The 26,190-nt window shown below is 70.4% G+C and carries 25 protein-coding genes; 22 read left to right on the top strand and 3 right to left on the bottom strand.

Annotated elements, in window-relative coordinates; genetic code table 11:
• Nucleotides 1–210 precede the first annotated feature (210 nt).
• From thrB to ACIQCH_RS27465, 21 genes are all read left to right on the top strand, one after another.
• Nucleotides 211–1,128, top strand: a complete 918-nt coding sequence (gene thrB, locus ACIQCH_RS27565) for a homoserine kinase (RefSeq protein WP_402585157.1) — start codon at nucleotides 211–213, stop codon at nucleotides 1,126–1,128.
• Nucleotides 1,129–1,523: 395 nt separating this feature from the next.
• Nucleotides 1,524–3,551, top strand: coding sequence for a transcription termination factor Rho (gene rho, locus ACIQCH_RS27560; RefSeq protein ID WP_402585156.1), 2,028 nt, complete (start codon nucleotides 1,524–1,526; stop codon nucleotides 3,549–3,551).
• Nucleotides 3,552–3,920: 369 nt separating this feature from the next.
• Complete coding sequence (locus tag ACIQCH_RS27555; protein ID WP_402585155.1) at nucleotides 3,921–4,856, top strand: S1 family peptidase; 936 nt, start codon at nucleotides 3,921–3,923, stop codon at nucleotides 4,854–4,856.
• A gap of 149 nt (nucleotides 4,857–5,005) precedes the next feature.
• Nucleotides 5,006–6,097 carry an LCP family protein gene (locus ACIQCH_RS27550; RefSeq protein WP_402585154.1) on the top strand — a complete coding sequence of 364 codons (1,092 nt, stop codon included), beginning with the start codon at nucleotides 5,006–5,008 and terminating at the stop codon, nucleotides 6,095–6,097.
• 162 nt (nucleotides 6,098–6,259) lie between these two features.
• Nucleotides 6,260–6,481 (top strand): 50S ribosomal protein L31, encoded by a 222-nt coding sequence (gene rpmE, locus ACIQCH_RS27545; protein WP_402585152.1) that lies wholly within the window; start codon nucleotides 6,260–6,262, stop codon nucleotides 6,479–6,481.
• Between the two features lie 110 nt (nucleotides 6,482–6,591).
• Entirely contained in the window at nucleotides 6,592–7,671 is a 1,080-nt protein-coding gene (prfA, locus tag ACIQCH_RS27540; RefSeq protein ID WP_402585150.1) for a peptide chain release factor 1, read from the top strand.
• 52 nt (nucleotides 7,672–7,723) lie between these two features.
• Nucleotides 7,724–8,569 carry a peptide chain release factor N(5)-glutamine methyltransferase gene (gene prmC, locus ACIQCH_RS27535; protein ID WP_402585148.1) on the top strand — a complete coding sequence of 282 codons (846 nt, stop codon included), beginning with the start codon at nucleotides 7,724–7,726 and terminating at the stop codon, nucleotides 8,567–8,569.
• Nucleotides 8,570–8,621: 52 nt separating this feature from the next.
• A complete protein-coding gene (locus tag ACIQCH_RS27530) occupies nucleotides 8,622–9,269 on the top strand; it encodes an L-threonylcarbamoyladenylate synthase (RefSeq protein WP_030201928.1) in 648 nt (215 codons plus the stop codon).
• The gene (locus tag ACIQCH_RS27525; protein ID WP_402585146.1) at nucleotides 9,266–9,913 is read left to right on the top strand and encodes a protein-tyrosine-phosphatase; all 648 of its coding nucleotides are present in this window, start codon (nucleotides 9,266–9,268) and stop codon (nucleotides 9,911–9,913) included. The genes ACIQCH_RS27530 and ACIQCH_RS27525 overlap by 4 nt, the downstream gene beginning before the upstream one ends.
• A 130-nt stretch (nucleotides 9,914–10,043) precedes the next feature.
• Entirely contained in the window at nucleotides 10,044–11,312 is a 1,269-nt protein-coding gene (gene glyA, locus ACIQCH_RS27520) for a serine hydroxymethyltransferase (RefSeq protein ID WP_402585144.1), read from the top strand.
• Nucleotides 11,313–11,428: 116 nt separating this feature from the next.
• Nucleotides 11,429–12,748: an MraY family glycosyltransferase gene (locus tag ACIQCH_RS27515; protein ID WP_402585142.1), complete on the top strand. Its 1,320-nt coding sequence runs from the start codon at nucleotides 11,429–11,431 to the stop codon at nucleotides 12,746–12,748.
• 282 nt (nucleotides 12,749–13,030) lie between these two features.
• Nucleotides 13,031–13,471: a hypothetical protein gene (locus ACIQCH_RS27510; protein WP_402585141.1), complete on the top strand. Its 441-nt coding sequence runs from the start codon at nucleotides 13,031–13,033 to the stop codon at nucleotides 13,469–13,471.
• 203 nt (nucleotides 13,472–13,674) lie between these two features.
• Nucleotides 13,675–14,511 (top strand): F0F1 ATP synthase subunit A, encoded by an 837-nt coding sequence (gene atpB / locus ACIQCH_RS27505; RefSeq protein WP_402585189.1) that lies wholly within the window; start codon nucleotides 13,675–13,677, stop codon nucleotides 14,509–14,511.
• A 76-nt stretch (nucleotides 14,512–14,587) separates the two neighbouring features.
• On the top strand, nucleotides 14,588–14,836 hold the full coding sequence (locus tag ACIQCH_RS27500; RefSeq protein WP_402585139.1) for a F0F1 ATP synthase subunit C: 249 nt from the start codon (nucleotides 14,588–14,590) through the stop codon (nucleotides 14,834–14,836).
• A gap of 39 nt (nucleotides 14,837–14,875) precedes the next feature.
• Complete coding sequence (locus ACIQCH_RS27495) at nucleotides 14,876–15,421, top strand: F0F1 ATP synthase subunit B (protein ID WP_402585137.1); 546 nt, start codon at nucleotides 14,876–14,878, stop codon at nucleotides 15,419–15,421.
• Entirely contained in the window at nucleotides 15,418–16,233 is an 816-nt protein-coding gene (locus ACIQCH_RS27490) for a F0F1 ATP synthase subunit delta (protein ID WP_402585135.1), read from the top strand. Before ACIQCH_RS27495 ends, ACIQCH_RS27490 begins: the two co-directional genes overlap by 4 nt.
• 129 nt (nucleotides 16,234–16,362) lie before the next feature.
• The gene (atpA, locus tag ACIQCH_RS27485) at nucleotides 16,363–17,958 is read left to right on the top strand and encodes a F0F1 ATP synthase subunit alpha (protein ID WP_402585133.1); all 1,596 of its coding nucleotides are present in this window, start codon (nucleotides 16,363–16,365) and stop codon (nucleotides 17,956–17,958) included.
• A gap of 20 nt (nucleotides 17,959–17,978) precedes the next feature.
• Nucleotides 17,979–18,896 (top strand): F0F1 ATP synthase subunit gamma, encoded by a 918-nt coding sequence (locus ACIQCH_RS27480; RefSeq protein ID WP_402585132.1) that lies wholly within the window; start codon nucleotides 17,979–17,981, stop codon nucleotides 18,894–18,896.
• The gene (gene atpD, locus ACIQCH_RS27475; protein ID WP_402585130.1) at nucleotides 18,896–20,338 is read left to right on the top strand and encodes a F0F1 ATP synthase subunit beta; all 1,443 of its coding nucleotides are present in this window, start codon (nucleotides 18,896–18,898) and stop codon (nucleotides 20,336–20,338) included. The genes ACIQCH_RS27480 and atpD overlap by 1 nt, the downstream gene beginning before the upstream one ends.
• Nucleotides 20,339–20,466: 128 nt before the next feature.
• On the top strand, nucleotides 20,467–20,841 hold the full coding sequence (locus ACIQCH_RS27470; RefSeq protein ID WP_402585128.1) for a F0F1 ATP synthase subunit epsilon: 375 nt from the start codon (nucleotides 20,467–20,469) through the stop codon (nucleotides 20,839–20,841).
• A gap of 162 nt (nucleotides 20,842–21,003) precedes the next feature.
• Nucleotides 21,004–21,450: a DUF2550 domain-containing protein gene (locus ACIQCH_RS27465; protein WP_402585126.1), complete on the top strand. Its 447-nt coding sequence runs from the start codon at nucleotides 21,004–21,006 to the stop codon at nucleotides 21,448–21,450.
• Between the two features lie 77 nt (nucleotides 21,451–21,527).
• Here ACIQCH_RS27465 and ACIQCH_RS27460 read toward each other — a convergent pair whose 3' ends face one another.
• From ACIQCH_RS27460 to ACIQCH_RS27450, 3 genes are all read right to left on the bottom strand, one after another.
• Nucleotides 21,528–23,369 (bottom strand): glycosyl hydrolase family 18 protein, encoded by a 1,842-nt coding sequence (locus tag ACIQCH_RS27460; protein WP_402585125.1) that lies wholly within the window; start codon nucleotides 23,367–23,369, stop codon nucleotides 21,528–21,530.
• Nucleotides 23,370–23,546: 177 nt separating this feature from the next.
• Nucleotides 23,547–24,200 carry a response regulator gene (locus tag ACIQCH_RS27455; protein ID WP_402585123.1) on the bottom strand — a complete coding sequence of 218 codons (654 nt, stop codon included), beginning with the start codon at nucleotides 24,198–24,200 and terminating at the stop codon, nucleotides 23,547–23,549.
• Nucleotides 24,197–25,381, bottom strand: coding sequence for a sensor histidine kinase (locus ACIQCH_RS27450; RefSeq protein ID WP_402585122.1), 1,185 nt, complete (start codon nucleotides 25,379–25,381; stop codon nucleotides 24,197–24,199). The genes ACIQCH_RS27455 and ACIQCH_RS27450 overlap by 4 nt, the downstream gene beginning before the upstream one ends.
• A gap of 160 nt (nucleotides 25,382–25,541) precedes the next feature.
• Between ACIQCH_RS27450 and ACIQCH_RS27445 the strand changes: the two genes are divergently transcribed.
• The gene (locus ACIQCH_RS27445; protein WP_402585120.1) at nucleotides 25,542–26,126 is read left to right on the top strand and encodes a hypothetical protein; all 585 of its coding nucleotides are present in this window, start codon (nucleotides 25,542–25,544) and stop codon (nucleotides 26,124–26,126) included.
• Nucleotides 26,127–26,190 lie beyond the last annotated feature (64 nt).

Here is a 26,190-nt window from a genome sequence, read left to right as displayed (position 1 = left end):
CCGACAAAGGGGCGGAGGGGGGTCCGCGACACGCATCGTGCGCCTCCCGTGCGCCCTATGTCGCGACAGAACCTTCCTTCGATAGGCTGTACTTACATCCGCCCACTCGCATATGCCTGCGGTGTTGCCCCCGAGGCCTTCGGATGTCGTACGTGTTCAAGTACATTCACCGCGAACATCTCGCACAGTCACAAGGAGTGTCATCGAGCGATGGCCGGTCCAGCGTTCCGCGCCGCCGCCGTACGGGTGCGCGTCCCCGCCTCCAGCGCCAACCTCGGCCCGGGCTTCGACGCCCTCGGCCTGGCCCTGGGGCTCTACGACGACGTGGTCGTCCGGGTGGCCGACTCCGGGCTGAACATCGACATCGCGGGCGAGGGCGCCGACACTCTGCCCCGTGACGAGAGCCACCTGCTCGTACGCTCCATGCGCACGGCCTTCGACCTGCTGGGCGGGCAGCCCCGGGGCCTGGAGGTCGTGTGCGCCAACCGCATCCCGCACGGCCGCGGCCTCGGCTCCTCCTCGGCCGCCATCTGCGCCGGCATCGTCGCCGCGCGGGCCGTGACCATAGGCGGCGACGCGAAGCTCGACGACGCCGCGCTGCTGGAGCTGGCCACCGAGATCGAGGGCCACCCCGACAACGTCGCGGCCTGCCTCCTCGGCGGGTTCACCCTCGCCTGGATGGAGGGCGGCTCCGCCCGCGCCATCAGGATGGACCCCGCCGATTCCGTCGTTCCGGTGGTCTTCGTACCCTCGAAGCCCGTGCTGACGGAGACCGCCCGCGGCCTGCTGCCGCGCACCGTCCCGCACGTCGACGCCGCCGTCAACGCCGGCCGCGCCGCGCTGCTCGTCGAGGCCCTGACCAGGCGCCCCGAGCTGCTGCTGCCGGCCACCGAGGACCGGCTGCACCAGGAGTACCGCCAGCCCGCGATGCCCGACAGCGTGGCGCTGGTCAACCGGCTGCGGGCGGACGGGGTCCCCGCGGTCATCTCCGGCGCGGGCCCCACGGTCCTCGCGCTGGCCGAGAACGGCACGGCCGACAAGGTCGCACTGCTCGCGGGCGAGGGGTGGGCCGCCAACCGGCTGGCCCTCGACGCCGCAGGTGCGAGCGTGCTGCCGCTCGCGGGCTAGGTCCTGCTGGTACCGCCTTGTCGGAAGGGCGCGATTGCCGGTGAGTGAGAGGGGGAATGTCTGTTGGATCCGGTAGTGTTAATCTCAAGTACGCATCCGAAGCCGTCGTGGCTCGGTGCTCAGTGTCCCCATCCGGGACCACCTTTCTTCCGGGAGCCTCCCCGACTGCTCTGACCAATGCCAGGCAGTTCCGAGCACGCTCCGGAATCGGCGTGACATTCCCACGCTTTGCAGCTGGGGTCTTCTCGCCGGAACCCATGTACTGATTTCTTCCGCCGTACCTCTATCGGCGGACCACCGCCCCGGCACGGTCCACACATCAGGGACCGCGGCCGGACAGCACAACCGGTCGCCGAGCCAGACAGGCCGACGTCCGCTCCAGGGAAGGACCCTTCGTGAGCGACACCACCGATCTGATGGGCGCTGCCGACACCAGTGTCGAGACCAGCGCGCCCGCGGGTGCTGCCACCCCCAAGCGCCGCCGCGCTGGCACCGGCCTCGAGGGCATGGTTCTGGCCGAGCTGCAGCAGGTCGCATCGGGCCTCGGTATCCGCGGCACCGCGCGCATGCGCAAGAGCCAGCTGATCGAGGTCATCAAGGAGGCGCAGGCCGGTGGCGGCGCTGCCGCCCCCGCCAAGAGCGCCGACGCCGCCGAGGCCAAGCCGAAGCGCCGTACGACGGCCAAGGCCGTCAAGGCCGACGCCGCCGCCGAGGCCCCGGCCGCCCAGCAGCAGATCGACATCCCGGGCCAGCCCGCGTCCGACGACGCCCCGGCCGGCGAGCGCCGCCGCCGGCGCGCCACCGCGGCCGCCGGCAGCCCGTCCGCCGCCGAGGCCCCGGCCGCCGCCCCCGCGCAGGCCGAGGCCAAGACGGAGGCCCGTACCGAGGCCCGTGCGGACGAGGCCAAGGCCGAGGCCGCCACCGCCGTCTCCGCCCCGGCGGAGAGCACCGAGGGCCGGAGCCGCCGCGACCGCCGTGAGCGCGGCGAGCGGGGCGAGCGGGGCGAGCGGGGCGAGCGCGGCGAGCGCGGCCGTGACCGCCGTGAGCGCGGCAAGGGCGAGGAGCAGGCCGGCGGCCAGCAGGGCCAGGGCCAGGGCCAGGGCCAGGGCCAGGCCGGCCAGCGCCAGCAGCAGGGCGGCGGCCGCGGCCAGCAGCAGCAGGGGCCGCAGGACGACTTCGACGACGAGGGCGGCCGTCGCGGCCGGCGCGGCCGCTACCGCGACCGCCGTGGCCGTCGTGGTCGCGACGAGTTCGGCGCGAACGAGCCGCAGGTCGCCGACGACGACGTGCTGATCCCGGTCGCGGGCATCCTCGACATCCTCGACAACTACGCGTTCATCCGGACCTCCGGCTACCTCCCCGGCCCGAACGACGTGTACGTCTCCCTCGCCCAGGTCCGCAAGAGCGGCCTGCGCAAGGGCGACCACGTCACGGGTGCCGTGCGCCAGCCGAAGGAGGGCGAGCGCCGCGAGAAGTTCAACGCGCTGGTGCGCCTCGACTCGGTCAACGGCATGGCGCCGGAGTCCGGCCGCGGCCGCCCCGAGTTCAACAAGCTCACCCCGCTGTACCCGCAGGACCGGCTCCGCCTGGAGACCGACCCGGGCGTGCTGACCACCCGCATCATCGACCTCGTGTCGCCGATCGGTAAGGGCCAGCGCGGTCTGATCGTGGCCCCGCCGAAGACCGGTAAGACCATGATCATGCAGGCGATCGCCAACGCGATCACGCGCAACAACCCCGAGTGCCACCTGATGGTCGTCCTGGTCGACGAGCGTCCGGAAGAGGTCACCGACATGCAGCGGTCGGTCAAGGGCGAGGTCATCTCCTCGACCTTCGACCGCCCGGCCGAGGACCACACCACGGTCGCCGAGCTGGCCATCGAGCGTGCCAAGCGCCTCGTCGAGCTGGGTCACGACGTGGTCGTCCTGCTGGACTCCATCACCCGCCTGGGCCGCGCGTACAACCTCGCGGCGCCCGCCTCCGGCCGCATCCTGTCCGGTGGTGTCGACTCGACCGCGCTCTACCCGCCGAAGCGCTTCTTCGGTGCCGCGCGCAACATCGAGGACGGCGGCTCGCTGACCATCCTGGCCACCGCGCTCGTCGAGACCGGCTCGCGCATGGACGAGGTGATCTTCGAGGAGTTCAAGGGCACCGGCAACATGGAGCTCAAGCTCGACCGGAAGCTCGCCGACAAGCGCATCTTCCCGGCCGTCGACGTCGACCCGTCGGGCACCCGCAAGGAGGAGATCCTCCTCAACAGCGAGGAGCTCAGCATCGTCTGGAAGCTGCGCCGGGTGCTGCACGCGCTCGACTCGCAGCAGGCGATCGAGCTGCTGCTCGACAAGATGAAGCAGACGAAGTCGAACGCCGAGTTCCTGATGCAGATCGCCAAGACGACCCCGGCGTCGAAGAACGACGACTGACAACGTCCGGAAACCGGGAACCGTTCCCGGTGCCCCCGGCGTCTTCGCCACCGCCCCGTCACTCCGGTGACGGGGCGGTTTGCGTGTGGCCGGCGCTCGTGACGTCCCGTGTTGGGACTTACACGCTCCTTACATGTTGACAAAGGCTCAACTGTCAATCTATTTCCGGGTATTGCTGGATACGGGTTGGATTAAGGCGCGGACATGACATAGGATCGGTCATGCCGCACGTCGGGGGGACCACGACAGCGCCGGCCGCCAACGGCCGGACAGTGGGCGGGACTTGGGTACTTCGGTGCCCGGGGTCCGCGTCGTGCGAAATCAGCCTCCCCCTGCGTGCCAGACAGACACCTCATACGGGGAGATTGAGTGTTTTCTCTGAAGTCCCTGCGTAGCCGCGCTGCCCTCTCGGGTGCCACGGCCGCTCTCGCCGCCGGTCTCGTCGCCACCATGGCCGCCCCGGCCGGTGCCGCCGCCCAGCCCGCTGCGCAGCCCGACTCCTCCGCGTCGGTCACCGCGCAGATGGCCTCGGTCATCAACGCCGCCAACAAGGGCAACAACGCCCCCGAGCGTGACGCCCAGATCATCGGCGGCACGGCGGTCAACATCAAGAACTACCCGTTCATGACCCAGCTGTGGGTCGGCGACGGCCAGGGCCACGGCTGGTTCTGCTCCGGCTCGGTCGTCAACTCCCGCAAGATCCTGACGGCTGCCCACTGCGTCAAGGGCAAGAACTTCGTCAAGTACGGCTTCGTGATCACCGGTGCCACCCGCATCGCCGACTCGCACAGCCTGTACGGCGGCAAGATGTACTCGATCTCGAAGCAGTGGTACCACCCGCGGTACAACTCCTCGACGTTCGCGAACGACATCGCCGTCCTGACGCTGAAGTCGCGCACCTCGGCCAAGCCGGCCAAGGTCACGACCTCCACGGACACGGCCTCGTACCGCCCGGGCAAGATCGGCACCTCCGTGGGCTGGGGCCGGACCACGTCCAAGAACCAGAACCTGTCCACCTACCTGCGTCGCGGCTACCTGCCCGTCCAGGCGAACTCGGTCTGCCAGCGCTTCTGGGGCACCGGCTTCAAGAAGGGCGCGATGCTCTGCGTCGGCAAGGCCGCGACCGGCTCCGACCGCGGCACCGTCGCCACCTGCAACGGTGACTCCGGTGGTCCGTTCCTCGTGAACGGCCGCATCGTCGGCGTCACCTCGTGGGGCGTGAAGGACTGCGTCTACAAGGGCGCCCACCCCGTCTTCACGAAGTACAGCACCTACGCGAAGACCGTCGCCGCGCAGCTGCGCTAATCACGGCATTCGCTTCACGGACGCGGTCCGGTGCCCTCGGCACCGGGCCGCTTTCCGTTGTCGTGCAACCCTTTTCGCCCGAGCCCCGTCTCTCTGGTCGGGCCATCCGGGGGGTATGAGCGACCAGAACGCGACGGAGCGAGGAGAGCATGACCGAGGACACGGCGGGCCGGGGAGCCCGCACCAGGGGCCACCGCAAGCGTCCGCCCACCCGCCGCAGGGCGCTGGCGATCACCGCGTGGACGGCGGCCGGCGTGGTGGTCCTGGGGGGAGCGGGCCTCGGCTACGTCTACGTGAAGTTCAACGGGAACCTCAAGAGCGTCGACATCGACGCGGCCCTCGGCGACGACCGCCCCGCCGACGTGGACAACGGCTCCATGGACATCCTGGTCCTCGGCTCCGACTCGCGCTCCGGAGCGAACGGGGAGTACGGCGCCGACGACGGCGGCTCGGCCCGCTCCGACACCGCGATGATCGTGCACCTCTACGAGGGCCACAAGAAGGCCGCGGTCATATCCGTGCCGCGCGACACGCTGGTCACCCGGCCCTCGTGCAAGACGCCCGAGGGCACCACCGACGCCGGCGGCGAGCGCAGGATGTTCAACGAGTCCTTCACCGTCGGCGGCCCCGCCTGTGCGGTGAAGACCGTCGAGACGATGTCCGGCATCCGCATGGACCACTACCTCGAGGTCGACTTCACGGGCTTCAAGAAGATCATCGACAAGCTCGGCGGCGTGGAGATCACCACGACCAAGCCGATCAAGGACGGGGCCAGCCACCTCGACCTGGCGGCCGGGCCCCACAAGCTGAACGGCGAGCAGGCCCTGGGCCTCGTACGCACCCGCAAGAGCGTCGGCGACGGCAGCGACCTGGGCCGAATACAGCTCCAGCAGGCCTTCATCAAGGCCCTGATGAAGCAGGTCAAGGGCATCGGGGTGTTCGACGACCCGGCGCGGACGCTGGACGTGGCGGACACCGCGACCAAGGCGATCACCACCGACAGCAAGCTCGGCAGCGTGAAGGCCCTGGCGGGCTTCGCGGCGGGCCTGCAGGGCATCGACGCCTCCGACGTGCAGATGGTCACGCTGCCCGTCGGCTACGACGAGATCGACCCGAACCGCGTCGTTCCGCTGGAGAGCGCCACGCGGCAGATCTGGACCGCGCTGTCGCAGGACCGGCCCGTCCCCGCGGAGGCCCTGAAGGCCGGCGACAAGGGCCAGGCCGAGGGCATCGTGAACTGAGGACCGGGGGCAGGAATACACCGGGCCCCGTCCCTGTTGAGCAGCACGTCCCGAATTTTGTAAGGCGGCCCGGTCCTGGCAGACTGGTACGTCGGCTCCGGTTCACGCCGTGGGCAATTCCGCCCCCTGCGACCCGGCGCCCTCCCGATACTAGGAGACACCTTGAAGCGCGAGATCCACCCCGAGTACGTCGAGACCCAGGTCAGCTGCACCTGTGGCGCGTCGTTCACCACCCGTAGCACCCTGACGAACGGCACCATCCGTGCCGAGGTCTGCTCCGAGTGCCACCCGTTCTACACGGGCAAGCAGAAGATCCTCGACACCGGTGGCCGCGTGGCCCGCTTCGAGGCCCGCTTCGGCAAGGCTGCCGGCTCCAAGAAGTAGCGAGCCACGGCGCCGGTCGCCGGCCCGCCCCCTGTCCTACGGGGGCGGCCCGACCGGCGCCTTTGTCGTCCGCAGCCCTTATCTGACTTTTTCACTCCAGGAGCCCACCGATGTTCGAGGCGGTCGAGGAACTGGTCGGCGAGCACGCCGACCTCGAGAAGAAGCTCGCCGACCCTTCGGTCCACTCCGACCAGGCCAACGCGCGCAAGCTCAACAAGCGCTACGCGGAGCTGACCCCCATCGTGGGCACCTACCGCGCCTGGAAGCAGACGGGCGAGGACATCGACACGGCCAAGGAGCTGGCCGCGGACGACCCCGACTTCGCCGCCGAGGTCAAGGAGCTGACGGCAGCCCGCGAGGAGCTCACCGAGAAGCTCCGCATGCTGCTGGTCCCGCGCGACCCCAGCGACGACAAGGACGTCCTCCTGGAGATCAAGGCGGGCGCCGGCGGCGACGAGTCCGCCCTGTTCGCGGGCGACCTGCTGCGCATGTACCTGCGCTACGCCGAGCGCATCGGCTGGAAGACCGAGATCATCGACTCCACCGAGTCCGAGCTCGGCGGCTACAAGGACGTCCAGGTCGCGGTGAAGACCAAGGGCGGCAACGGCGCCACCGAGCCCGGCCAGGGCGTGTGGGCCCGCCTGAAGTACGAGGGCGGGGTGCACCGCGTCCAGCGCGTGCCCGCCACCGAGTCCCAGGGCCGCATCCACACCTCCGCGGCCGGCGTCCTGGTGACCCCCGAGGCGGAGGAGGTCGAGGTCGAGATCAACCCGAACGACCTCCGCATCGACGTGTACCGCTCCTCGGGCCCCGGCGGCCAGTCCGTCAACACCACCGACTCGGCCGTGCGCATCACGCACGTCCCGACCGGCGTCGTCGCCTCCTGCCAGAACGAGAAGAGCCAGCTCCAGAACAAGGAGCAGGCCATGCGCATCCTGCGGTCCCGGCTGCTCGCCGCCGCCCAGGAGGCCGCCGAGCAGGAAGCGGCCGACGCGCGCCGCAGCCAGGTCCGCACCGTCGACCGGTCCGAGAAGATCCGTACGTACAACTTCCCGGAGAACCGGATCTCGGACCACCGGGTCGGCTTCAAGTCGTACAACCTCGACCAGGTCCTCGACGGCGACCTCGACGCGGTCATCCAGGCCTGCGTCGACGCCGACTCGGCCGCCAAGCTCGCCGCGCAGAGCTGACGCACTGCGCCGCCGTAGTACCCGCACCTCGTACGGACTCGCTGGAGGAAGCGTGAACCTGCTGCTCGCGGAGGTGGCCCAGGCCACCCAGCGGCTGGCCGCGGCCGGCGTGCCCTCACCGCGCTTCGACGCGGAGGAGCTCGCCGCCTTCGTCCACGGCGTCAAACGGGGAGAGCTGCACAACGTCAAGGACGCCGACTTCGACGCGCGCTACTGGGAGGCCGTGGCGCGCCGCGAGGCCCGCGAACCGTTGCAGCACATCACCGGGCGCGCCTTCTTCCGCTACCTGGAGCTCCAGGTGGGCCCGGGCGTCTTCGTCCCGCGCCCGGAGACCGAGTCCGTCGTCGGCTGGGCCATAGACGCCGTGCGCGCCATGGACGTGGTCGAGCCGCTGATCGTCGACCTGTGCACCGGCTCCGGCGCGATCGCGCTGGCCCTGGCGCAGGAGGTGCCGCGCTCGACCGTGCACGCCGTCGAGCTGTCCGAGGACGCGCTGGTCTGGACGCGCAAGAACGTCCAGGGGTCCCGCGTCGTGCTGCACGAGGGCGACGCCCTGACCGCCCTGCCCGAGCTGGACGGACAGGTCGACCTGGTCATCTCGAACCCGCCGTACATCCCGCTCACCGAGTGGGAGTACGTCGCCCCCGAGGCGCGCGACCACGACCCGGAGATGGCCCTGTTCTCCGGCGAGGACGGCCTCGACACCATCCGCGGCCTCGAGCGCACCGCGCACCGGCTGCTGCGGCCCGGCGGTCTCGTCGTCGTCGAGCACGCCGACACCCAGGGCGGCCAGGTCCCGTGGATCTTCGCCGAGGAGAAGGGCTGGTCCGACGCGGCCGACCACCCCGACCTCAACAACCGTCCCCGCTTCGCCACGGCCCGCAAGGCGACGCCGTGAGCACCCCCCGCACCGCACCTGTACCGACCGCCCCGCACGAGGAGGCCCGCTGATGGCCCGGCGATACGACTGCAACGACGCGACGGACCGCAAGACGGGTCTGCGCGAGGCGGCCTCCGCCGTACGCCGCGGGGAACTCGTCGTGCTGCCCACGGACACCCTGTACGGCATCGGCGCGGACGCCTTCAGCCCCGAGGCCGTGGCCGACCTGCTGCGCGCCAAGGGCCGCGGCCGCAGCATGCCGACCCCGGTGCTCATCGGCTCCCCGAACACCCTCCACGGGCTCGTCACGGACTTCTCCGAGCACGCCTGGGAGCTGGTCGACGCCTTCTGGCCGGGCGCGCTGACCCTGGTCGCCCGCCACCAGCCGTCGCTGCAGTGGGACCTCGGCGAGACCGGCGGCACCGTGGCCGTGCGCATGCCCCTGCACCCGGTCGCCATCGAGCTGCTGACCGAGGTCGGCCCCATGGCCGTCTCCTCGGCCAACCTCTCCGGCCACCCGGCGCCCGAGGACTGCGACGCCGCCCGCGAGATGCTCGGCGACTCCGTCTCCGTGTACCTGGACGGCGGCCCGACCCCCGGCATGGAGCCGTCCTCCATCGTCGACGTCACCGGCAAGGTCCCCGTGCTGCTGCGGGAGGGCGCCCTCACCGCGGCCCAGCTGCGGGAGGTCGTACCCGACCTCGAGGTGGCTCCGTGAGCCCTGAGGGCCGTGGCATAGCGGGTCTCCCGGACGCAGCCGGGAGCACGTTCCGCATCCTCCACGTCAGCACGGGCAACGTCTGCCGCTCCCCGATCACGGAGCGGCTGACGCGCCATGCCCTGGCCGACCGGCTCGGCGACCCGCTGACCGGCGGACTGGTGGTGGAGAGCGCCGGCACCTGGGGGCACGAGGGCGCGCCCATGGAGGCGCACGCCGCGACCGTCCTCGGCGAGTTCGGCGCCGACGCCTCCGGATTCGCCGGGCGCGAGCTGCTCGACGAGCACGTCATCCGCGCCGACCTGGTGCTCACCGCCACCCGCGACCACCGGGCGCAGGTCATCTCGATGGGGCACTCGGCCGGGCTGCGCACCTTCACGCTGAAGGAGTTCACGCGCCTGGTGCGGGCCATAGACCCGGCGACCCTGCCCCCGCTCGACCAGGGCATGGTCGAGCGCGCACGGGCGCTCGTACGGGCCGCCGCGGCGCTGCGCGGCTGGCTGCTGGCGCCCGACGTGGACGCGGACGAGGTGCACGACCCGTACGGCGCCCCGATCTCCCTCTTCCGCTCCATCGGCGGCGAGATCAACGCGGCGCTGGACCCGGTGGTCACGGCGCTCACGGGTGTCGGCGCGCGGTACTGAGGCGGCGGCCGGCGGGGCTCCCGACGCGGTGGACACGCGGCACCGGAAAGACGATCTGTCCGTTTCCACTGCTTTTGGGATGGTCGCGGCCTAGAGTGGGCCTACCTTCCCCCAGCGCCGGAGACGCGTCATGACCGTCACACACGCTCAGGCACAGGCCCACCAGACGTGGGCGCCGGACTTCGACGCTCTGCGCCGCGAGGATCCCGAGCTGGCCGACGTGCTGCTCGGCGAGGCGCGCCGGCAGGCCGGCGGCCTGCAGCTGATCGCCGCCGAGAACTTCACCTCGCCCGCGGTGCTGGCCGCGCTGGGCTCGCCGCTGGCCAACAAGTACGCCGAGGGCTACCCCGGCAAGCGCCACCACGGCGGCTGCGAGTACGTCGACGTCGCCGAGCGCATCGCCTGCGAGCGCGCCACCGCCCTCTTCGGCGCCGACCACGCCAACGTCCAGCCGCACTCCGGTTCGGCCGCGGTGCTGGCCGCGTACGCCGCGCTGCTGCGCCCCGGGGACACGGTGCTCGCGCTGGGCCTGCCGTACGGCGGCCACCTCACGCACGGCTCGCCGGCGAACTTCTCCGGCCGCTGGTTCGACTTCGTGCCCTACGGCCTCGACGCCGAGACCGGGCTGATCGACTACGAGCAGGTCTGGGCGCTGGCCGACAAGCACCGCCCCAAGGCCGTCGTGGTCGGCTCGATCTCGTACCCGCGCCACCCCGACTACCTGGCCTTCCGCGAGATCGCCGACGAGGTGGGCGCGTACCTCATCGCGGACGCGGCGCACCCGATGGGCCTGGTCGCCGGGGGAGCGGCGCCGAACCCGGTCCCGTACGCCGACGTCGTGTGCGCCACCACCCACAAGGTGCTGCGCGGACCGCGCGGCGGGATGGTGCTGTGCGGCGCGGAGCTGGCGGCCCGGATCGACCGGGCGGTGTTCCCCTTCACGCAGGGCGGCGCCCAGATGCACACGATCGCGGCCAAGGCGGTGGCCTTCGGCGAGGCGGCGACCCCGGCCTTCACCACGTACGCCCATCAGGTGGTCACCAACGCGAGGGTCCTGGCCGCCGCGCTGCTCGAGCAGGGCCTGGCCGTCACCACCGGCGGCACCGACACGCACCTGATCACCGCGGACCCGGCGCCGCTGGGCCTGGACGGCCCCGCCGCCCGCGGCCGGCTGGCCGCCGCCGGGATGGTGCTGGACACCTGCGCGCTGCCGTACGGGGACCAGCGCGGCGTCCGCCTGGGTACGGCGGCGGTGACGACCCAGGGCATGGGGGAGGTCGAGATGGAGCGGATCGCGATGCTGATGGGCGCGGCCCTCAGGGGCGAGGAGAGGGCCCGCGAGGACGTGGCGGCCCTGGCCCTCGCCTTCCCGCCGTACCCGTCCCAGGGGGGCCGCTGACGGGGTCCTGCCGGGCGTTCTGCAACCATGTACGGCCCCCGGCATGTCCTCACGTGCGGGGGCATCGCAGCTAATGTGTGGGGCTGAGATGGCCGGCGATACATCTGGGGCTGCCCGTGCGTGAATACCTGCTGACGCTGTGCGTCACGGTCGCGGTGACCTACCTGCTGACCGGACCGGTGCGGAAGTTCGCCATCGCGTCCGGCGCCATGCCCGAGATCCGCGCCCGCGACGTGCACCGCGAACCCACCCCGCGGCTGGGCGGCATCGCGATGTTCGGCGGGTTGTGCGCCGGCCTGCTGGTGGCCGACCACCTGGAGAACCTCAACGGCGTCTTCGAGCTGTCGAACGAGCCGCGGGCGCTGCTCTCCGGAGCCGCCCTGATCTGGATCGTGGGCGTCCTCGACGACAAGTTCGAGATCGACGCCCTGATCAAGCTCGGTGCGCAGATGATCGCCGCCGGTGTGATGGTCATGCAGGGCCTGACCATCCTGTTCATCCCGATCCCCGGGGTCGGCACGGTCTCGCTGACGCAGTGGCAGGGCAACCTGCTGACCGTGGCCCTGGTCGTCATCACGATCAACGCGGTGAACTTCGTCGACGGCCTCGACGGCCTGGCCGCCGGCATGGTGGGCATCGCCGCCGCCGCGTTCTTCATGTACGCGTACCGCATCTGGTACGGGTACGGGATCGAGGCCGCGGCCCCCGCGACGCTGTTCGCCGCCATCCTGCTCGGCATGTGCGTGGGCTTCCTGCCGCACAACATGCATCCCGCGCGGATCTTCATGGGCGACTCCGGCTCGATGCTGATCGGCCTCGTGCTGGCCGCGAGCGCCATCTCCATCACCGGGCAGGTGGACCCCGACGCGCTGGCGCTGTTCGCCGGCGGTGAGCGCAACGCGACGCACGCGATGCTGCCGGTCTTCATCCCGCTGCTGCTGCCGCTGACGATCATCGCGATCCCGATGACCGACCTGATCCTGGCGATCGTGCGCCGTACGTGGAAGGGCCAGTCGCCGTTCGCGGCCGACCGCGGGCACCTGCACCACCGGCTGCTGGAAATCGGCCACTCGCACAGTCGAGCCGTTCTGATCATGTACTTCTGGTCGGCGCTGATCTCCTTCGGCACGGTGGCCTATTCCGTGCACTCCACCTCGATGTGGATCGTGCTGGGGATCGTCGCGCTGAGCGCCGTCGGGCTGCTGCTCCTCCTGCTGCCGCGCTTCACGCCGCGTGCGCCGCGCTGGGCCGAGCGCCTGGTGCCGCCGCGCTACCGGCACGCGGAGCGGGCGGCGGAGGCCGCGGCGCGGGCGGCCACGGGCGAGGAGCCGGTGCGTACGCCGGTGGCGGCCGGGGTCTCGGGCGTCAACGGAGCGACCGCGGTGGGCCCCCGTTCGCGCTTCCCCGACCGGCGGAAGGCCGGGTCGGCGAGCTGACGGCCGGTTGACGTTTCGGGCAAGACGGCCCTTTAGCACACAAACCAAGGGGCTGGCGTGCACAGACGCGCAGGGTCACTCTCATGTGTGACAGCAAGCACACCCACCAGGTAAAGACCTCATCAAATAGTTTGTGATACCGTTCACTAGACCCGGCGACAGAGCCGAAGGACCGTAGTGCGACGGTCCATTGGCCCGAGGAGCGATCTCGGACCGGGCTTACGCTCGTGCACTGCACGACACCCCGTGCACCACCCCCACCACCTTGCGGAGCAACCCGTCATGCGGAATGACGCCAGATCACTCCTGCACGTCGTCGTGCCCACCGCTGCCGTCGGCGTCATCGCCACGGTCGTCAGCGGTGTGGTCGCCGGCGGCAAGGGCGCGCTCGGCGCTGCCGTGGGGACGGTGATCGTGATCCTCTTCATGGGAACCGGAATGGCGGTCCTGCAATGGATCGCCAGGGCCTTCCCGCAGCTCTTCCAGATGATGGGCCTCGTGCTCTACACGGTCCAGCTGCTTCTGCTGTTCGTCTTCGTCGCCGTGTTCAAGAACACGACGCTGTTCAACCCCCGGGCCTTCGCCATCTCCCTGGTCGTCTCCACCATCGCGTGGATCGCCGCCCAGGCGCGTGCGCACATGAAGGCCAAAATCCTCTACGTCGACCCCGATGCCAATTCGGGCGAAAGCCCGAAAACACGGGGTCCCCGACGTGAAGGGTAGGGGCGGGATAAGTGCGCGTTCGGGTTCCTGCTATCGTCCGGTGCCAACTGCGGCATCGCGGGCGCGGGCATCTGAGCTGACGCCTGCTCAAGCGCGAGGCTCAATGCCTGCCAGCCGCCCCATCATCCGTAAGACCAGTCCCGTGCCGAACCGCGGCTGCGCGCCGCGCCGACACAACGAGGTTGCCGTACCTATGCGCCACGCTGAAGGAGCCCGCGGTGAGTGCTGACCCGACGCAGGTGCTCGCCTTCGAGACCGATTGCCACATCTTCGACGGCTGTGGCTTCCCGGCTCCTGGCTTGCACTCGTTCCTGTTCGAGCCGATCTTCGGCGACGCGGACAGCAACTTCTACTTCAACAAGACGATGCTGCTCGCCCTGCTCGGGTCCGTCATCATCGTCGGCTTCTTCTGGGCGGCTTTCCGCAAGCCGAAGCTAGTGCCCGGGAAGCTCCAGATGGTCGCCGAGTCCGGCTACGACTTCGTCCGCCGCGGCATCGTCTACGAGACGATGGGCAAGAAGGAAGGCGAGAAGTACGTCCCCTTCATGGTCGCGACGTTCTTCTTCGTCTGGATGATGAACCTCTGGTCGATCATCCCGGTGGCGCAGTTCCCGGTGACCTCGATCATCGCGTACCCCGCGGCCCTGGCCCTGATCGTCTACGTCATGTGGATGTCGGTCACCTTCAAGCGCCACGGCTTCGTCGGCGGCCTGAAGAACCTCACCGGCTACGACAAGTCGCTGGGCGGGATCCTGCCGCTGGTCATGCTCATCGAGTTCTTCTCGAACGTGCTGGTCCGCCCCTTCACGCACGCCGTGCGTCTGTTCGCGAACATGTTCGCCGGCCACACGCTGCTGCTGCTCTTCACGATCGCCAGCTGGTACCTCCTGAACGGCATCGGCATCGCCTACGCGAGCGTCTCGTTCGTGATGGTCATCGTGATGACCGCCTTCGAGCTCTTCATCCAGGCTGTCCAGGCCTACGTGTTCGTCCTCCTGGCCTGCAGCTTCCTCCAGGGCGCCGTCGCCGAGCACCACTGATCGGCCCCCACCCCCAAACCATCACTCGTCCGGTGGCCAACCCCCACCGGTCCATGAAAGAGAAGGAAGAACGGGCATGTCCGCTCTCGCGCAGACCCTCGCCGCTGTCGAAATCAAGGGCAACCTCGGCTCCATCGGCTACGGCCTCGCCGCCATCGGCCCCGGCGTCGGCGTCGGCATCATCTTCGGTAACGGCACCCAGGCCCTGGCCCGTCAGCCCGAGGCCGCCGGTCTGATCCGCGCCAACCAGATCCTCGGCTTCGCCTTCTGTGAGGCGCTCGCCCTGATCGGTCTGGTCATGCCGTTCGTCTACCCGACCTCTTGATCCGGTAGCGAATAGCCCCATTACACGGAAGGCACTGATGTGAACCCTCTGGTTCAGCTCGCGGCGGAAGAGGCCGAGAACCCTCTCATCCCGCCGATCCCCGAGCTCATCATCGGTCTGATCGCCTTCGTGATCGTCTTCGGCTTCCTGTGGAAGAAGCTGCTCCCGAACATCAACAAGGTTCTTGAGGAGCGCCGCGAGGCGATCGAGGGTGGCATCGAGAAGGCCGAGGCGGCCCAGACCGAGGCCCAGAGCGTGCTGGAGCAGTACAAGGCCCAGCTCGCCGAGGCCCGGCACGAGGCCGCGCGCCTGCGCCAGGAGGCGCTGGAGCAGGGCACTGCGCTCAAGGAAGAGCTGCGCGCAGAGGGCCAGCGGCAGAAGGAAGAGATCGTCGCTGCCGGCCACGCCCAGATCGAGGCGGACCGCCGGGCCGCGGCCCAGGCGCTGCGCCAGGACGTGGGCCAGCTCGCCACTGCGCTGGCCGGCAAGCTCGTCGGTGAGTCCCTCGAGGACCACGCCCGGCAGAGCCGGACCATCGACCGCTTCCTCGACGAGCTCGAGGAGAAGGCCGAGGCCGCGCGATGAACGGAGCGAGCCGCGAGGCGCTGGCCGCCGCACGTGAGCGTCTCGACGCGCTGACGGACAACACGTCCGTCGACGCGGCGGAGCTCGCCGGTGAGCTGGCCGCCGTTACCGCGCTGCTCGACCGCGAGGTGTCGCTGCGTCGGGTCCTGACCGACCCGGCGCAGGCCGGCGAGGCCAAGGCCGAGCTGGCCGGGCGCCTGCTCGGTGGCCAGGTCAGCGGCGCGACCGCCGACCTGGTGGCCGGCATGGTCCGCTCCCGCTGGTCGCAGTCGCGTGACCTGGTGGACGCCCTTGAGGAGCTGGCGGACCTCGCCGACCTCACGGACGCCCAGCGCCGCAACGTGCTCGACGACGTCGAGGACGAGCTGTTCCGCTTCGCGCGGATCGTCAACTCGGCCCCCGAGCTGCGCGCCGCGCTGACCGACCGGTCCGCCACCTCCGCCGCCAAGGGCGAGCTGCTCGGCAGCCTGCTCCGCGGCAAGGCCGACGTCGCGGCCGAGCGCCTGGTCGTCCGTCTGGTCACCGCCCCGCGGGGACGTAGCCTGGAAGCGGGACTCGAGTCCCTGTCCAAGCTCGCCGCCGGGCGCCGCAACCGCATGGTCGCGGTCGTGACCACCGCGGTTCCGCTCAGCGACGTGCAGAAGCAGCGTCTCGGTGCGGTCCTGGCCAAGCTGTACGGCCGCCAGATGCACCTGAACCTCGACGTGGACCCCGCGGTCCTCGGCGGGATCTCGGTGCGGATCGGTGACGAGGTCATCGACGGCAGCATCGCGGAGCGCCTCGCCGAGGCGAGCCGCCGCATGGCCGGCTGACCAAGCCACCAACAGAACAAGCATTTCCAGCGGCCCGGTTGGGCCGTGCAGAACTTGCAGAAGATTCCTGGGGGTCGCCCCCAGACCCCTAAGAAACTTCGGGCCCAACAAGGAGAGCAGGGAACCCAGATGGCGGAGCTCACGATCCGGCCGGAGGAGATCCGGGACGCGCTGGAGAACTTTGTCCAGTCGTACAAGCCGGACGCGGCCTCGCGCGAGGAGGTCGGTACGGTCAGCCTTGCCGGCGACGGCATCGCTAAGGTCGAGGGTCTTCCCTCGGTCATGGCCAACGAGCTGCTGAAGTTCGAGGACGGCACCCTCGGTCTCGCCCTCAACCTCGAGGAGCGCGAGATCGGTGCCATCGTCCTCGGCGAGTTCAGCGGCATCGAGGAGGGCCAGCCGGTGCAGCGCACCGGTGAGGTTCTCTCCGTCGCCGTCGGCGAGGGCTACCTCGGCCGCGTTGTCGACCCGCTCGGCAACCCGATCGACGGCCTCGGCGAGATCGCGACCGAGGGCCGCCGCGCCCTCGAGCTGCAGGCCCCCGGCGTCATGGTCCGCAAGTCGGTCCACGAGCCCATGGCCACCGGCTACAAGGCCGTCGACGCCATGGTGCCGATCGGCCGCGGCCAGCGTCAGCTGATCATCGGTGACCGTCAGACCGGCAAGACCGCTCTTGCCGTCGACACGATCATCAACCAGCGCGACAACTGGCGCTCGGGCGACGTGAACAAGCAGGTCCGCTGCATCTACGTCGCCATCGGCCAGAAGGGCTCCACCATCGCGTCCGTGCGCGGCGCGCTGGAGGAGGCCGGTGCCCTGGAGTACACGACCATCGTCGCCGCTCCGGCGTCCGACCCGGCCGGCTTCAAGTACCTGGCGCCGTACACCGGCTCCGCCATCGGTCAGCACTGGATGTACCAGGGCAAGCACGTCCTGATCATCTTCGACGACCTGTCGAAGCAGGCCGACGCCTACCGCGCCGTGTCCCTGCTGCTGCGCCGCCCGCCGGGCCGTGAGGCCTACCCGGGTGACGTCTTCTACCTGCACTCGCGTCTGCTGGAGCGCTGCGCCAAGCTCTCCGACGACATGGGCGCCGGTTCGATGACCGGTCTGCCGATCGTCGAGACCAAGGCCAACGACGTCTCGGCGTTCATCCCGACCAACGTCATCTCCATCACCGACGGCCAGTGCTTCCTGGAGTCCGACCTGTTCAACGCCGGCCAGCGCCCGGCCCTGAACGTCGGTATCTCGGTCTCCCGCGTCGGTGGCTCGGCCCAGCACAAGGCGATGAAGCAGGTCTCCGGCCGTCTTCGCGTCGACCTGGCCCAGTACCGCGAGCTCGAGGCGTTCGCCGCCTTCGGTTCCGACCTGGACGCCGCGTCGAAGGCCTCGCTCGAGCGCGGCAAGCGCATGACCGAGCTCCTGAAGCAGGGCCAGTACCAGCCCATGCCCACCGAGGAGCAGGTCGTCTCCGTCTGGGCCGGCACCACCGGCAAGATGGACGACGTCCCGGTCGTCGACATCCGTCGCTTCGAGTCCGAGCTGCTGGAGTTCCTGCGCCGCGAGCGCAAGGACCTCCTCACCTCGATCCGTGAGGGCGGCAAGATGTCGGACGACACCCTGCAGTCCGTCGCCGACTCGATCGCCACGTTCAAGCAGCAGTTCGAGACCTCGGACGGCAAGCTCCTGGGCGAGGACGCGCCGGCCGTCAACGTCTCCAAGTGACGACGGAAGGGACCTGACTCATGGGAGCCCAGCTCCGGGTCTACAAGCGTCGCATCCGATCCGTCACCGCGACCAAGAAGATCACCAAGGCGATGGAGATGATCGCCGCCTCGCGCATCGTCAAGGCGCAGCGCCAGGTGGCGGCCTCCACGCCGTACGCGACCGAGCTCACCCGTGCGGTGACCGCGGTGGCGACCGGTTCCAACACCAAGCACCCGCTCACCACCGAGGCTGACGCCCCGCGCCGTGCCGCGGTCCTGCTCATCACGAGCGACCGCGGTCTGGCCGGCGGCTACTCCTCCAACGCCATCAAGGCCGCGGAGCGCCTCACCGAGCGGCTGCGTGGCGAGGGCAAGGAGGTCGACACCTTCATCGTCGGCCGCAAGGGTGTCTCGTACTACGGCTTCCGCGAGCGCAAGATCGAGGACAGCTGGACCGGGTTCACCGACAGCCCGACCTACGCGGACGCGAAGCGGGTCGCAGGGCCGCTGATCGACGCCGTCTCCACCGAGACGGCCGAGGGCGGCGTCGACGAGCTGCACATCGTCTACACGGAGTTCGTGTCGATGATGACGCAGAACCCCGTGGACAACCGGATGCTGCCGCTCAGCCTCGACCAGGCCGCGGAGGAGACGGGGACGAAGGGCCAGATCCTTCCCCTCTTCGACTTCGAGCCGTCGGCGGAGGACGTCCTCGACGCCCTGCTGCCGCGCTACGTCGAGAGCCGGATCTACAACGCGCTGCTGCAGGCCGCTGCTTCCGAGCACGCCGCCCGCCGCCGCGCGATGAAGTCGGCCACCGACAACGCCGGTGAGCTCATCAAGAGCCTCTCCCGGCTTGCCAACGCGGCCCGCCAGGCCGAAATCACCCAGGAAATCAGCGAGATCGTCGGTGGCGCCAGCGCCCTGGCCGACGCGACCGCGGGGAGTGACAAGTAATGACGACCACTGTTGAGACGGCCGCCGCCACGGGCCGCGTCGCCCGGGTCATCGGCCCGGTCGTCGACGTGGAGTTCCCCGTCGACGCGATGCCCGAGATCTACAACGCGCTGACCGTCCAGGTTGCCGACCCGGCCGAGGACGGCAAGCTCAAGACGCTGACCCTCGAGGTCGCGCAGCACCTCGGTGACGGCCTGGTCCGCACCATCTCCATGCAGCCCACCGACGGTCTGGTCCGCCAGGCCACGGTGACCGACACGGGCGCGGGCATCACCGTCCCGGTCGGCGACTTCACCAAGGGCAAGGTGTTCAACACCCTGGGTGAGGTGCTCAACTACCCGGAGGCCAACTCCGAGGTGACCGAGCGCTGGCCGATCCACCGCAAGGCGCCGAACTTCGACGAGCTCGAGTCGAAGACCGAGATGTTCGAGACCGGCGTCAAGGTCATCGACCTCCTCACCCCGTACGTCAAGGGTGGAAAGATCGGTCTGTTCGGTGGTGCCGGTGTCGGCAAGACCGTTCTGATCCAGGAGATGATCTACCGCGTCGCCAACAACCACGACGGTGTGTCGGTGTTCGCGGGCGTCGGTGAGCGCACCCGTGAGGGCAACGACCTCATCGAGGAGATGACGGACTCCGGCGTCATCGACAAGACCGCGCTGGTCTTCGGTCAGATGGACGAGCCCCCGGGCACCCGTCTGCGCGTCGCCCTGGCCGGTCTGACGATGGCGGAGTACTTCCGCGACGTCCAGAAGCAGGACGTGCTCTTCTTCATCGACAACATCTTCCGTTACACCCAGGCCGGTTCGGAGGTGTCGACCCTTCTGGGCCGCATGCCGTCCGCCGTGGGTTACCAGCCGAACCTGGCTGACGAGATGGGTCTGCTGCAGGAGCGCATCACCTCGACCCGTGGTCACTCGATCACCTCGATGCAGGCGATCTACGTCCCCGCGGACGACCTGACCGACCCGGCGCCGGCCACCACCTTCGCCCACCTCGACGCGACGACGGTTCTCTCCCGTCCGATCTCCGAGAAGGGCATCTACCCGGCCGTGGACCCGCTGGACTCCACGTCCCGGATCCTGGACCCGCGCTACATCGCGAAGGACCACTACGACGCCGCCATGCGCGTCAAGGGGATCCTGCAGAAGTACAAGGACCTCCAGGACATCATCGCGATCCTCGGTATCGACGAGCTGGGCGAGGAGGACAAGCTCGTTGTCCACCGTGCCCGTCGCGTCGAGCGCTTCCTGTCGCAGAACACCCACGTCGCCAAGCAGTTCACCGGCGTGGACGGTTCGGACGTTCCGCTCGACGAGTCGATCGCCGCGTTCAACCAGATCTGCGACGGCGAGTACGACCACTTCCCCGAGCAGGCGTTCTTCATGTGCGGTGGCCTCGAGGACCTGAAGGCCAACGCCAAGGAGCTGGGCGTCTCCTGAAGCCGCGCTCCTCGCGAGCACAGCTGACTGACGGAGAGGGGCGGGTGCGTCCCGTCCCTCTCCCCACGCCCATTAGAATTTGACCCAACACCCGGCAGACCCGCCGGGTGGAGACCCGAGGAGCCATCTTGGCTGCTGAGCTGCACGTCGAGCTGGTCGCGGCGGACCGGAGTGTCTGGTCCGGCGAGGCCACCCTGGTCGTCGCGCGCACCACGTCCGGCGACATCGGCGTCATGCCCGGTCACCAGCCGCTGCTCGGTGTGCTGGAGTCGGGCCCGGTGACCATCCGTACCAGCGAGGGTGGGACCGTCGTCGCTGCGGTGCACGGCGGATTCATCTCCTTCGCGGACAACAAGCTCTCCCTGCTCGCCGAGATCGCCGAGCTCGCGGACGAGATTGACGTCCAGCGTGCGGAGCGGGCTCTGGAGCGCGCCAAGTCGGAGGAGAACGCCTCCGCCGAGCGTCGCGCCGAAGTCCGACTGCGCGCGGTCGCGGGGCACTGAGTCCCGCGCCGAGACGTTCGAAACCTCAGCCGCGGCCCGAGCTGGAATTTTCCAGACCGGGTCGCGGCTGAGGCGATGCAGGTGAAGTTTTTTCCGTAACACGGTTCGTAATCACATACGGTTGTCAGAGCATCACGTGGACGAGCGAGGAGGTCGGTGGAAATGCTCCTCGCTCTGCTTGTGAGCGGCGTGATCGTGGCACTTGTGGTGCTCGGGCTGTTCGTCTTCGGACTGCGCCGGAGGCTGATCCAGCGGTCCGGCGGCACCTTCGACTGCAGCCTGCGCTGGGACGTCCCCGAAGGGGGCGACGCCTCGGGCAAGGGCTGGGTGTACGGGGTGGCCCGGTACAGCGGCGACAAGGTCGACTGGTTCCGGGTCTTCTCGTACTCGCCGCGGCCGCGCCGGATGCTGGAGCGCGCCTCGGTGGAGGTGCTGGCCCGCCGGCACCCCGAGGGCGAGGAGGAGCTGGCGCTCCTGTCCGACGCCGTCGTCCTGGGCTGCCTGCACAAGGGCACCCGGCTGGAGCTGGCGATGAGCGAGGACGCGCTGACCGGCTTCCTGGCCTGGCTGGAGGCCGCCCCGCCCGGGCAGCGGGTGAACGTCGCCTGACCGTCGGTAGACGTGGTGAAGCCGGGAGAGGGGGGGGCGGACCCCTCTCCCGGCTTCGGTCTTTTCCGGGGGACCGGCTACTTCAGGCCGCTGTCGATCGCGGAGATCAGCTCGCCGTTCGCGGTGTCGCCGCTGAACTCCCAGAAGAAGGCGCCGCGCAGGCCCTGGTCCTTCACGTAGGACATCTTCCCGGCGATCGTGGCGGGGGTGTCGTAGCTCCACCAGTCGCTGCCGCACTTGGCGTAGGCGGTGCCGGCGACGGTGCCGGTGGCCGGGCACTTCGCCTTCAGGACGTCGTAGTCCTCGATGCCCTGCTCGTACGTGCCGGCCGCCGGGCCGGTCGCGGTGCCGCCCGGGGCGGCCTGGGACACGCCCGTCCAGCCGCGGCCGTAGAAGCCGATCCCCAGGTTGATCTTGCTGTTGGGGATGCCCTTGCCCTTGTACTTCTGGATGGCGGCGTCCGTGTTGAAGCCCTGGATCGGGATGCCGGCGTAGGAGTACAGGGGGGAGTGCGGGGCGGTGGGGCCCTTGGCGTCCCAGGCGCCGAAGAAGTCGTACGTCATCACGTTGTACCAGTCGACGTACTGCGCGGCGCCCGCGTAGTCGGCGGCGTCCATCTTGCCGCCGCTGGAGCCGTCGGCGGTGACGGCGGCGGTGACCAGGTTGTTCGCGCCGAACTTGGCGCGCAGGGCGGCGAGCAGGGTCTTCAGTGAGGCCTGGCCGCTGGTGTCGCACGACAGGCCGCAGGCGTTCGGGTACTCCCAGTCGACGTCGATGCCGTCGAAGACGTCGGCCCAGCGCGGGTCCTCGACCAGGCCGTAGCAGGAGTCGGCGAAGGCGGCGGCGTTGGCGGCCGCCTGGCCGAAGCCGCCGGACCACGTCCAGCCGCCGAAGGACCACAGGATCTTGATGTTCGGGTAGGCCTTCTTCAGCTTGCGCAGCTGGTTGAAGTTGCCGCGCAGCGGCTGGTCCCAGGTGTCGGCCACGCCGTCGACGCTCTCGCCGGCGGTGAAGGCCTTGTCGTAGTCGGCGTACGAGTCGCCGATCGTGCACCTGCCGCCGGTGACGTTGCCGAAGGCGTAGTTGATGTGGGTCAGCTTGGCCGCGGAGCCCGAGGTGACGATGTTCTTCACCTGGTAGTTGCGCTGGTAGATGCCCCAGTCGGTGAAGTATCCGAGCCGGATCTTGCCGCCGGTCGGGGGCTGGGTGCCGCCGCCGGGCGTGGTGACCGAGAGCTCGCCGGAGGAGGGGCCGGTCTGGTCGGCGGTGTCGCGGGCGGTGACGCCGTAGGTGTACGTCGTGCCCTTGGTCAGGCCGGTGTCGGGGTAGCTGGTCCCGGTGACCGTGCCGACCTTGGTGCCGTTGCGGTAGACGTCGTAGTTCTTGACGCCCTTGTCGTCGGTGGCGGCGGCCCAGTTCAGGGTGAGGGAGGTCTCCTGGACGTTCGCGGCCGTGGGGGTGCCGGGGGCCGAGGGCGGGTTGTCGCCGGGCTGGGTGGTCCCGTCGCAGGAGCCGCCGTTGACCTTGCAGCCGCTGGGGGCGCCGCTGCCGGCGCCGTTGAAGCCGAAGCTGATGCTGGCGCCGGGGGCGAGGGTGCCGTTCCAGCCCACGTTCTTGCCGGTCCAGTGGTTGCCGGAGTTGGTGACGGTGGCGTCCCAGGCCGAGGTGACCCGGGTGCCGGTGGGGTAGTCCCACTCGACGGTCCAGCTGGTGAGGGTGGTGGTGCCGGTGTTCTTGACCGTCCACTTGCCCTCGAAGCCGCTGCCCCAGTCGGAGACCTTGGTGTAGGTCGCGGACGCCGAGGTCGCGGCCTGGGCGGGGGCGGCCAGGCCGACGAGGCCGGCGAGGGGGAGGGCGAACGCGGCGACGCCGGCCGCGATCCGGGACAGGAGACGGGTGCGTGGGGGTGCTGTGCTCAAGGGTGCTCCTCCGTAGGTCCGTCGGCATCGGCTGATATCGACATGGGGGTGGGACCTGCGCCGCCCGTGAGCACGCGTTGTCACGGCGTGCTCACCACAGTCGCCGCGAGCGTAGAAAGGTCTGGACCAAGCGTCAAGAGGTCCAGACCTGTTTCGGAGGAGCTCTCCGGGCCCCCGCTAGAGGCCCAACTCCTGTGCCAACACGGCCGCTTGGACCCGGCTGCGCAGCCCGAGCTTGCCCAGCAACCGGCTGACGTGCGTCTTCACCGTCGCCTCCGCCATGTCCAGCCGGCCCGCGATCTCCGCGTTGGACAGCCCCTGCCCCAGGCACCCGAGCACCTCCCGCTCCCGCCGCGTCAGGGACGCCAGCTCCGCGGGCTCGGCGGCGTGCGCGTTCCGTGACGGCGCGGCCGGCGCGGCGAACTCCGCGATCAGCCGACGGGTGACGGCCGGGGCGATCAGGCCCTCCCCGCGCGCCACCGTCCGCACGGCCGAGATCAGCTCGGCGGCCTCCGCGTTCTTCAGCAGGAAGCCCGCGGCCCCGGCGCGCAGCGCCCCGAACACGTACTCGTCGAGGTCGAAGGTGGTCAGTACCAGCACGTCGGCCAACCCCTCGGCCACCACCTGACGGGTGGCCGACACGCCGTCGAGCCGGGGCATCTGCACGTCCATGAGCACCAGGTCCGGACGCAGCTCGCGGGCCAGCCGCACGGCCTCCTCGCCGTCCGCGGCCTCACCGGCCACCTCGATGTCCCCGGCGCTGCGCAGGATCAGCACCAGCCCCGCCCGTACCGCCGACTGGTCCTCTGCCACCAGGACCCGGATCGTCATGCCTTCCCCGCCTTCTCGTCCGCGGGCAGGACCGCCCGCACCCGCCACACCGGGCCCGCCGGACCCGCCTCGAACTCCCCGTCCAGCAGCGCCACCCGCTCGCGCATGCCGACCAGCCCCGCCCCCGAGCCGGGGGCGCGCGGGCCGGTGACCCGGTCACCGTACGGACTGTCGACCCGGACCGTGAGCCGTCCGTCCGCCAGCTCCAGCCGCACCTCGACCGTGCCCGGCACCGCGTGCTTGACCGCGTTGGTCAGCGACTCCTGCACGATCCGGTACGCCGCCAGCTCGACCGGCGCCGGCAGCGCCTCCCGACCCGCCGGGCGGGTGTCGGCCAGCGCGAACTCCAGCCCGCTGCCCGCACCGGTCTTCCGGGCCTGCGCCAGCAGGTCGCCCAGCCCCTCCAGCCGGGGCACCGCCACCGGCCCCTCCTCGCCGCTCGTGGCCCGCAGCAGCCCGATCAGCCGCCGCATCTCCGCCAGCCCCTGCACGCTGTTCTCACGGATCACCGCCAGCGCCTCCCGGCTGGTGGCCGCCGAGTCGATCGACAGGGCCGCCGTCGAGTGGATCGCGATCGCCGACAGGTGGTTGGCCACCATGTCGTGCAGTTCGCGGGCCATCCGCGCCCGCTCCGCCGACACCGCCTGCTTGCGGTCCAGCTCGGCCAGCCGCGAGGTCTGCTCGGCGCGCAGCCGGGCCGCCTCGGCGGCCTCCCGGTGGTTGCGCACGGCCGCGCCCGTGATCGCGGGAAGGAAGCAGACGATGGCCGTCAGGACGCCCAGCATCAGGGCCTCCGCGTCGCGCCACCAGGCCAGCGCGGCCACCGTGACCGCGACGGTGGCCCCACCGGTGGTGAACGGCAGCTGCCTGGCCGACCGCGGGGTGCCGTACACCACGGCCGCGTACATCAGGTCGGTGAACATCACGACGGTGGCCAGACTGCCGACCGTGAGCTCGTTGGCCACCACTGCGACCGTGCCGGCGACCAGCGCGGCGCGCGGCACGGTGCGGCGCAGCAGCTCCAGACCGGCCGAGAGCGCCAGCGGCAGCAGGGCCACCCACTCGGGCACCAGGTGCCGGCCGGCGTTCTCGTGCAGGCCCAGCACGTACAGCAGCAGTCCGGACAGCAGGCCGACGACCGCGATCAGCACGTCGTGGCGATGGGGGCGGGGGAGTCTCACCCCGCCATCCAACAGGGGCGCGGATCCCGGCGCGTCACCGCCACGGTCCTCCTTCGCGCCCGCCGACTACATCGAAGGATGCAGTCGGGATTCACCACGGACGACGACGCGCGACCATGATCGCGCTGCGAGATTGGGAGGGAGCCGAAAGGAGACCCCCGTGATCGTCACGCTCATCGTCGTCTGCGAGATCGCGTTCTGGCTGCTGCTCGCCGGCGGCCTCGCCCTCCGCTACCCGGCGAGGATGCCGCGCACGGGAGCGGCCGTCCTGCTCTGCGAGCCCGTACTGGAGCTGGTGCTGCTCGTGGCCACCGCCGTCGACCTGAAGAACGGCGCCCAGCCCGACTGGAAGCACGGCCTGGCCGCCGTCTACGTCGGCTTCTCGGTCGGCCTGGGCCGCCACACCGTCCGCCGCGTCGACGCCCACGTCGCCCACCGCTTCGCGGGCGGCCCGAAGCCCTCCCGGCCGCCGGCCGGGGGCCCGGAGCGCACGCGGTACGAGTGGCAGGCCGCCGGCCGCTGGATCCTCGCCGCGGCCGTCGCGATCGCGCTGCTCCAGGGTGCCGCCTGGTACGTCGGCGGGGACGCCGCCGACCCGCTGCGGACGTGGCGGCAGAGGATGCTGTGGGTGATCGGCATCAACCTCGTGATCGCCCTGTCGTACACCTTCTTCCCGAAGGCGGCCCCCAAGGCGTCCGAGCCGTCCCGCGGGGCGGGCTCCGACGAGCCCGCGCCCCGCCGCTGAGACGGCGGGGCCGCCGGGGGCCTTGGACCCGGCGCGGGGACGGCCGTTCGCCGACGGGCCGGTG

It is taken from the genome of Streptomyces sp. NPDC093225, assembly GCF_044753805.1.
Lineage (GTDB): Bacteria > Actinomycetota > Actinomycetes > Streptomycetales > Streptomycetaceae > Streptomyces.
The sequence above is the reverse complement of the archived record's forward strand: the minus strand, read 5'-3'. Positions and strand labels throughout refer to the sequence as shown.

Coding starts and splice junctions, on each gene's coding strand:
- thrB (WP_402585157.1), top strand. CDS start 211: ATGGCCGGTCCAGCGTTCCGCGCCGCCGCCGTACGGGTGCGCGTCCCC.
- ACIQCH_RS27550 (WP_402585154.1), top strand. CDS start 5,006: ATGACCGAGGACACGGCGGGCCGGGGAGCCCGCACCAGGGGCCACCGC.
- prfA (WP_402585150.1), top strand. CDS start 6,592: ATGTTCGAGGCGGTCGAGGAACTGGTCGGCGAGCACGCCGACCTCGAG.
- ACIQCH_RS27530 (WP_030201928.1), top strand. CDS start 8,622: ATGGCCCGGCGATACGACTGCAACGACGCGACGGACCGCAAGACGGGT.
- glyA (WP_402585144.1), top strand. CDS start 10,044: ATGACCGTCACACACGCTCAGGCACAGGCCCACCAGACGTGGGCGCCG.
- ACIQCH_RS27510 (WP_402585141.1), top strand. CDS start 13,031: ATGCGGAATGACGCCAGATCACTCCTGCACGTCGTCGTGCCCACCGCT.
- ACIQCH_RS27500 (WP_402585139.1), top strand. CDS start 14,588: ATGTCCGCTCTCGCGCAGACCCTCGCCGCTGTCGAAATCAAGGGCAAC.
- ACIQCH_RS27490 (WP_402585135.1), top strand. CDS start 15,418: ATGAACGGAGCGAGCCGCGAGGCGCTGGCCGCCGCACGTGAGCGTCTC.
- atpA (WP_402585133.1), top strand. CDS start 16,363: ATGGCGGAGCTCACGATCCGGCCGGAGGAGATCCGGGACGCGCTGGAG.
- ACIQCH_RS27480 (WP_402585132.1), top strand. CDS start 17,979: ATGGGAGCCCAGCTCCGGGTCTACAAGCGTCGCATCCGATCCGTCACC.
- atpD (WP_402585130.1), top strand. CDS start 18,896: ATGACGACCACTGTTGAGACGGCCGCCGCCACGGGCCGCGTCGCCCGG.
- ACIQCH_RS27465 (WP_402585126.1), top strand. CDS start 21,004: ATGCTCCTCGCTCTGCTTGTGAGCGGCGTGATCGTGGCACTTGTGGTG.
- ACIQCH_RS27455 (WP_402585123.1), bottom strand. CDS start 24,200: ATGACGATCCGGGTCCTGGTGGCAGAGGACCAGTCGGCGGTACGGGCG.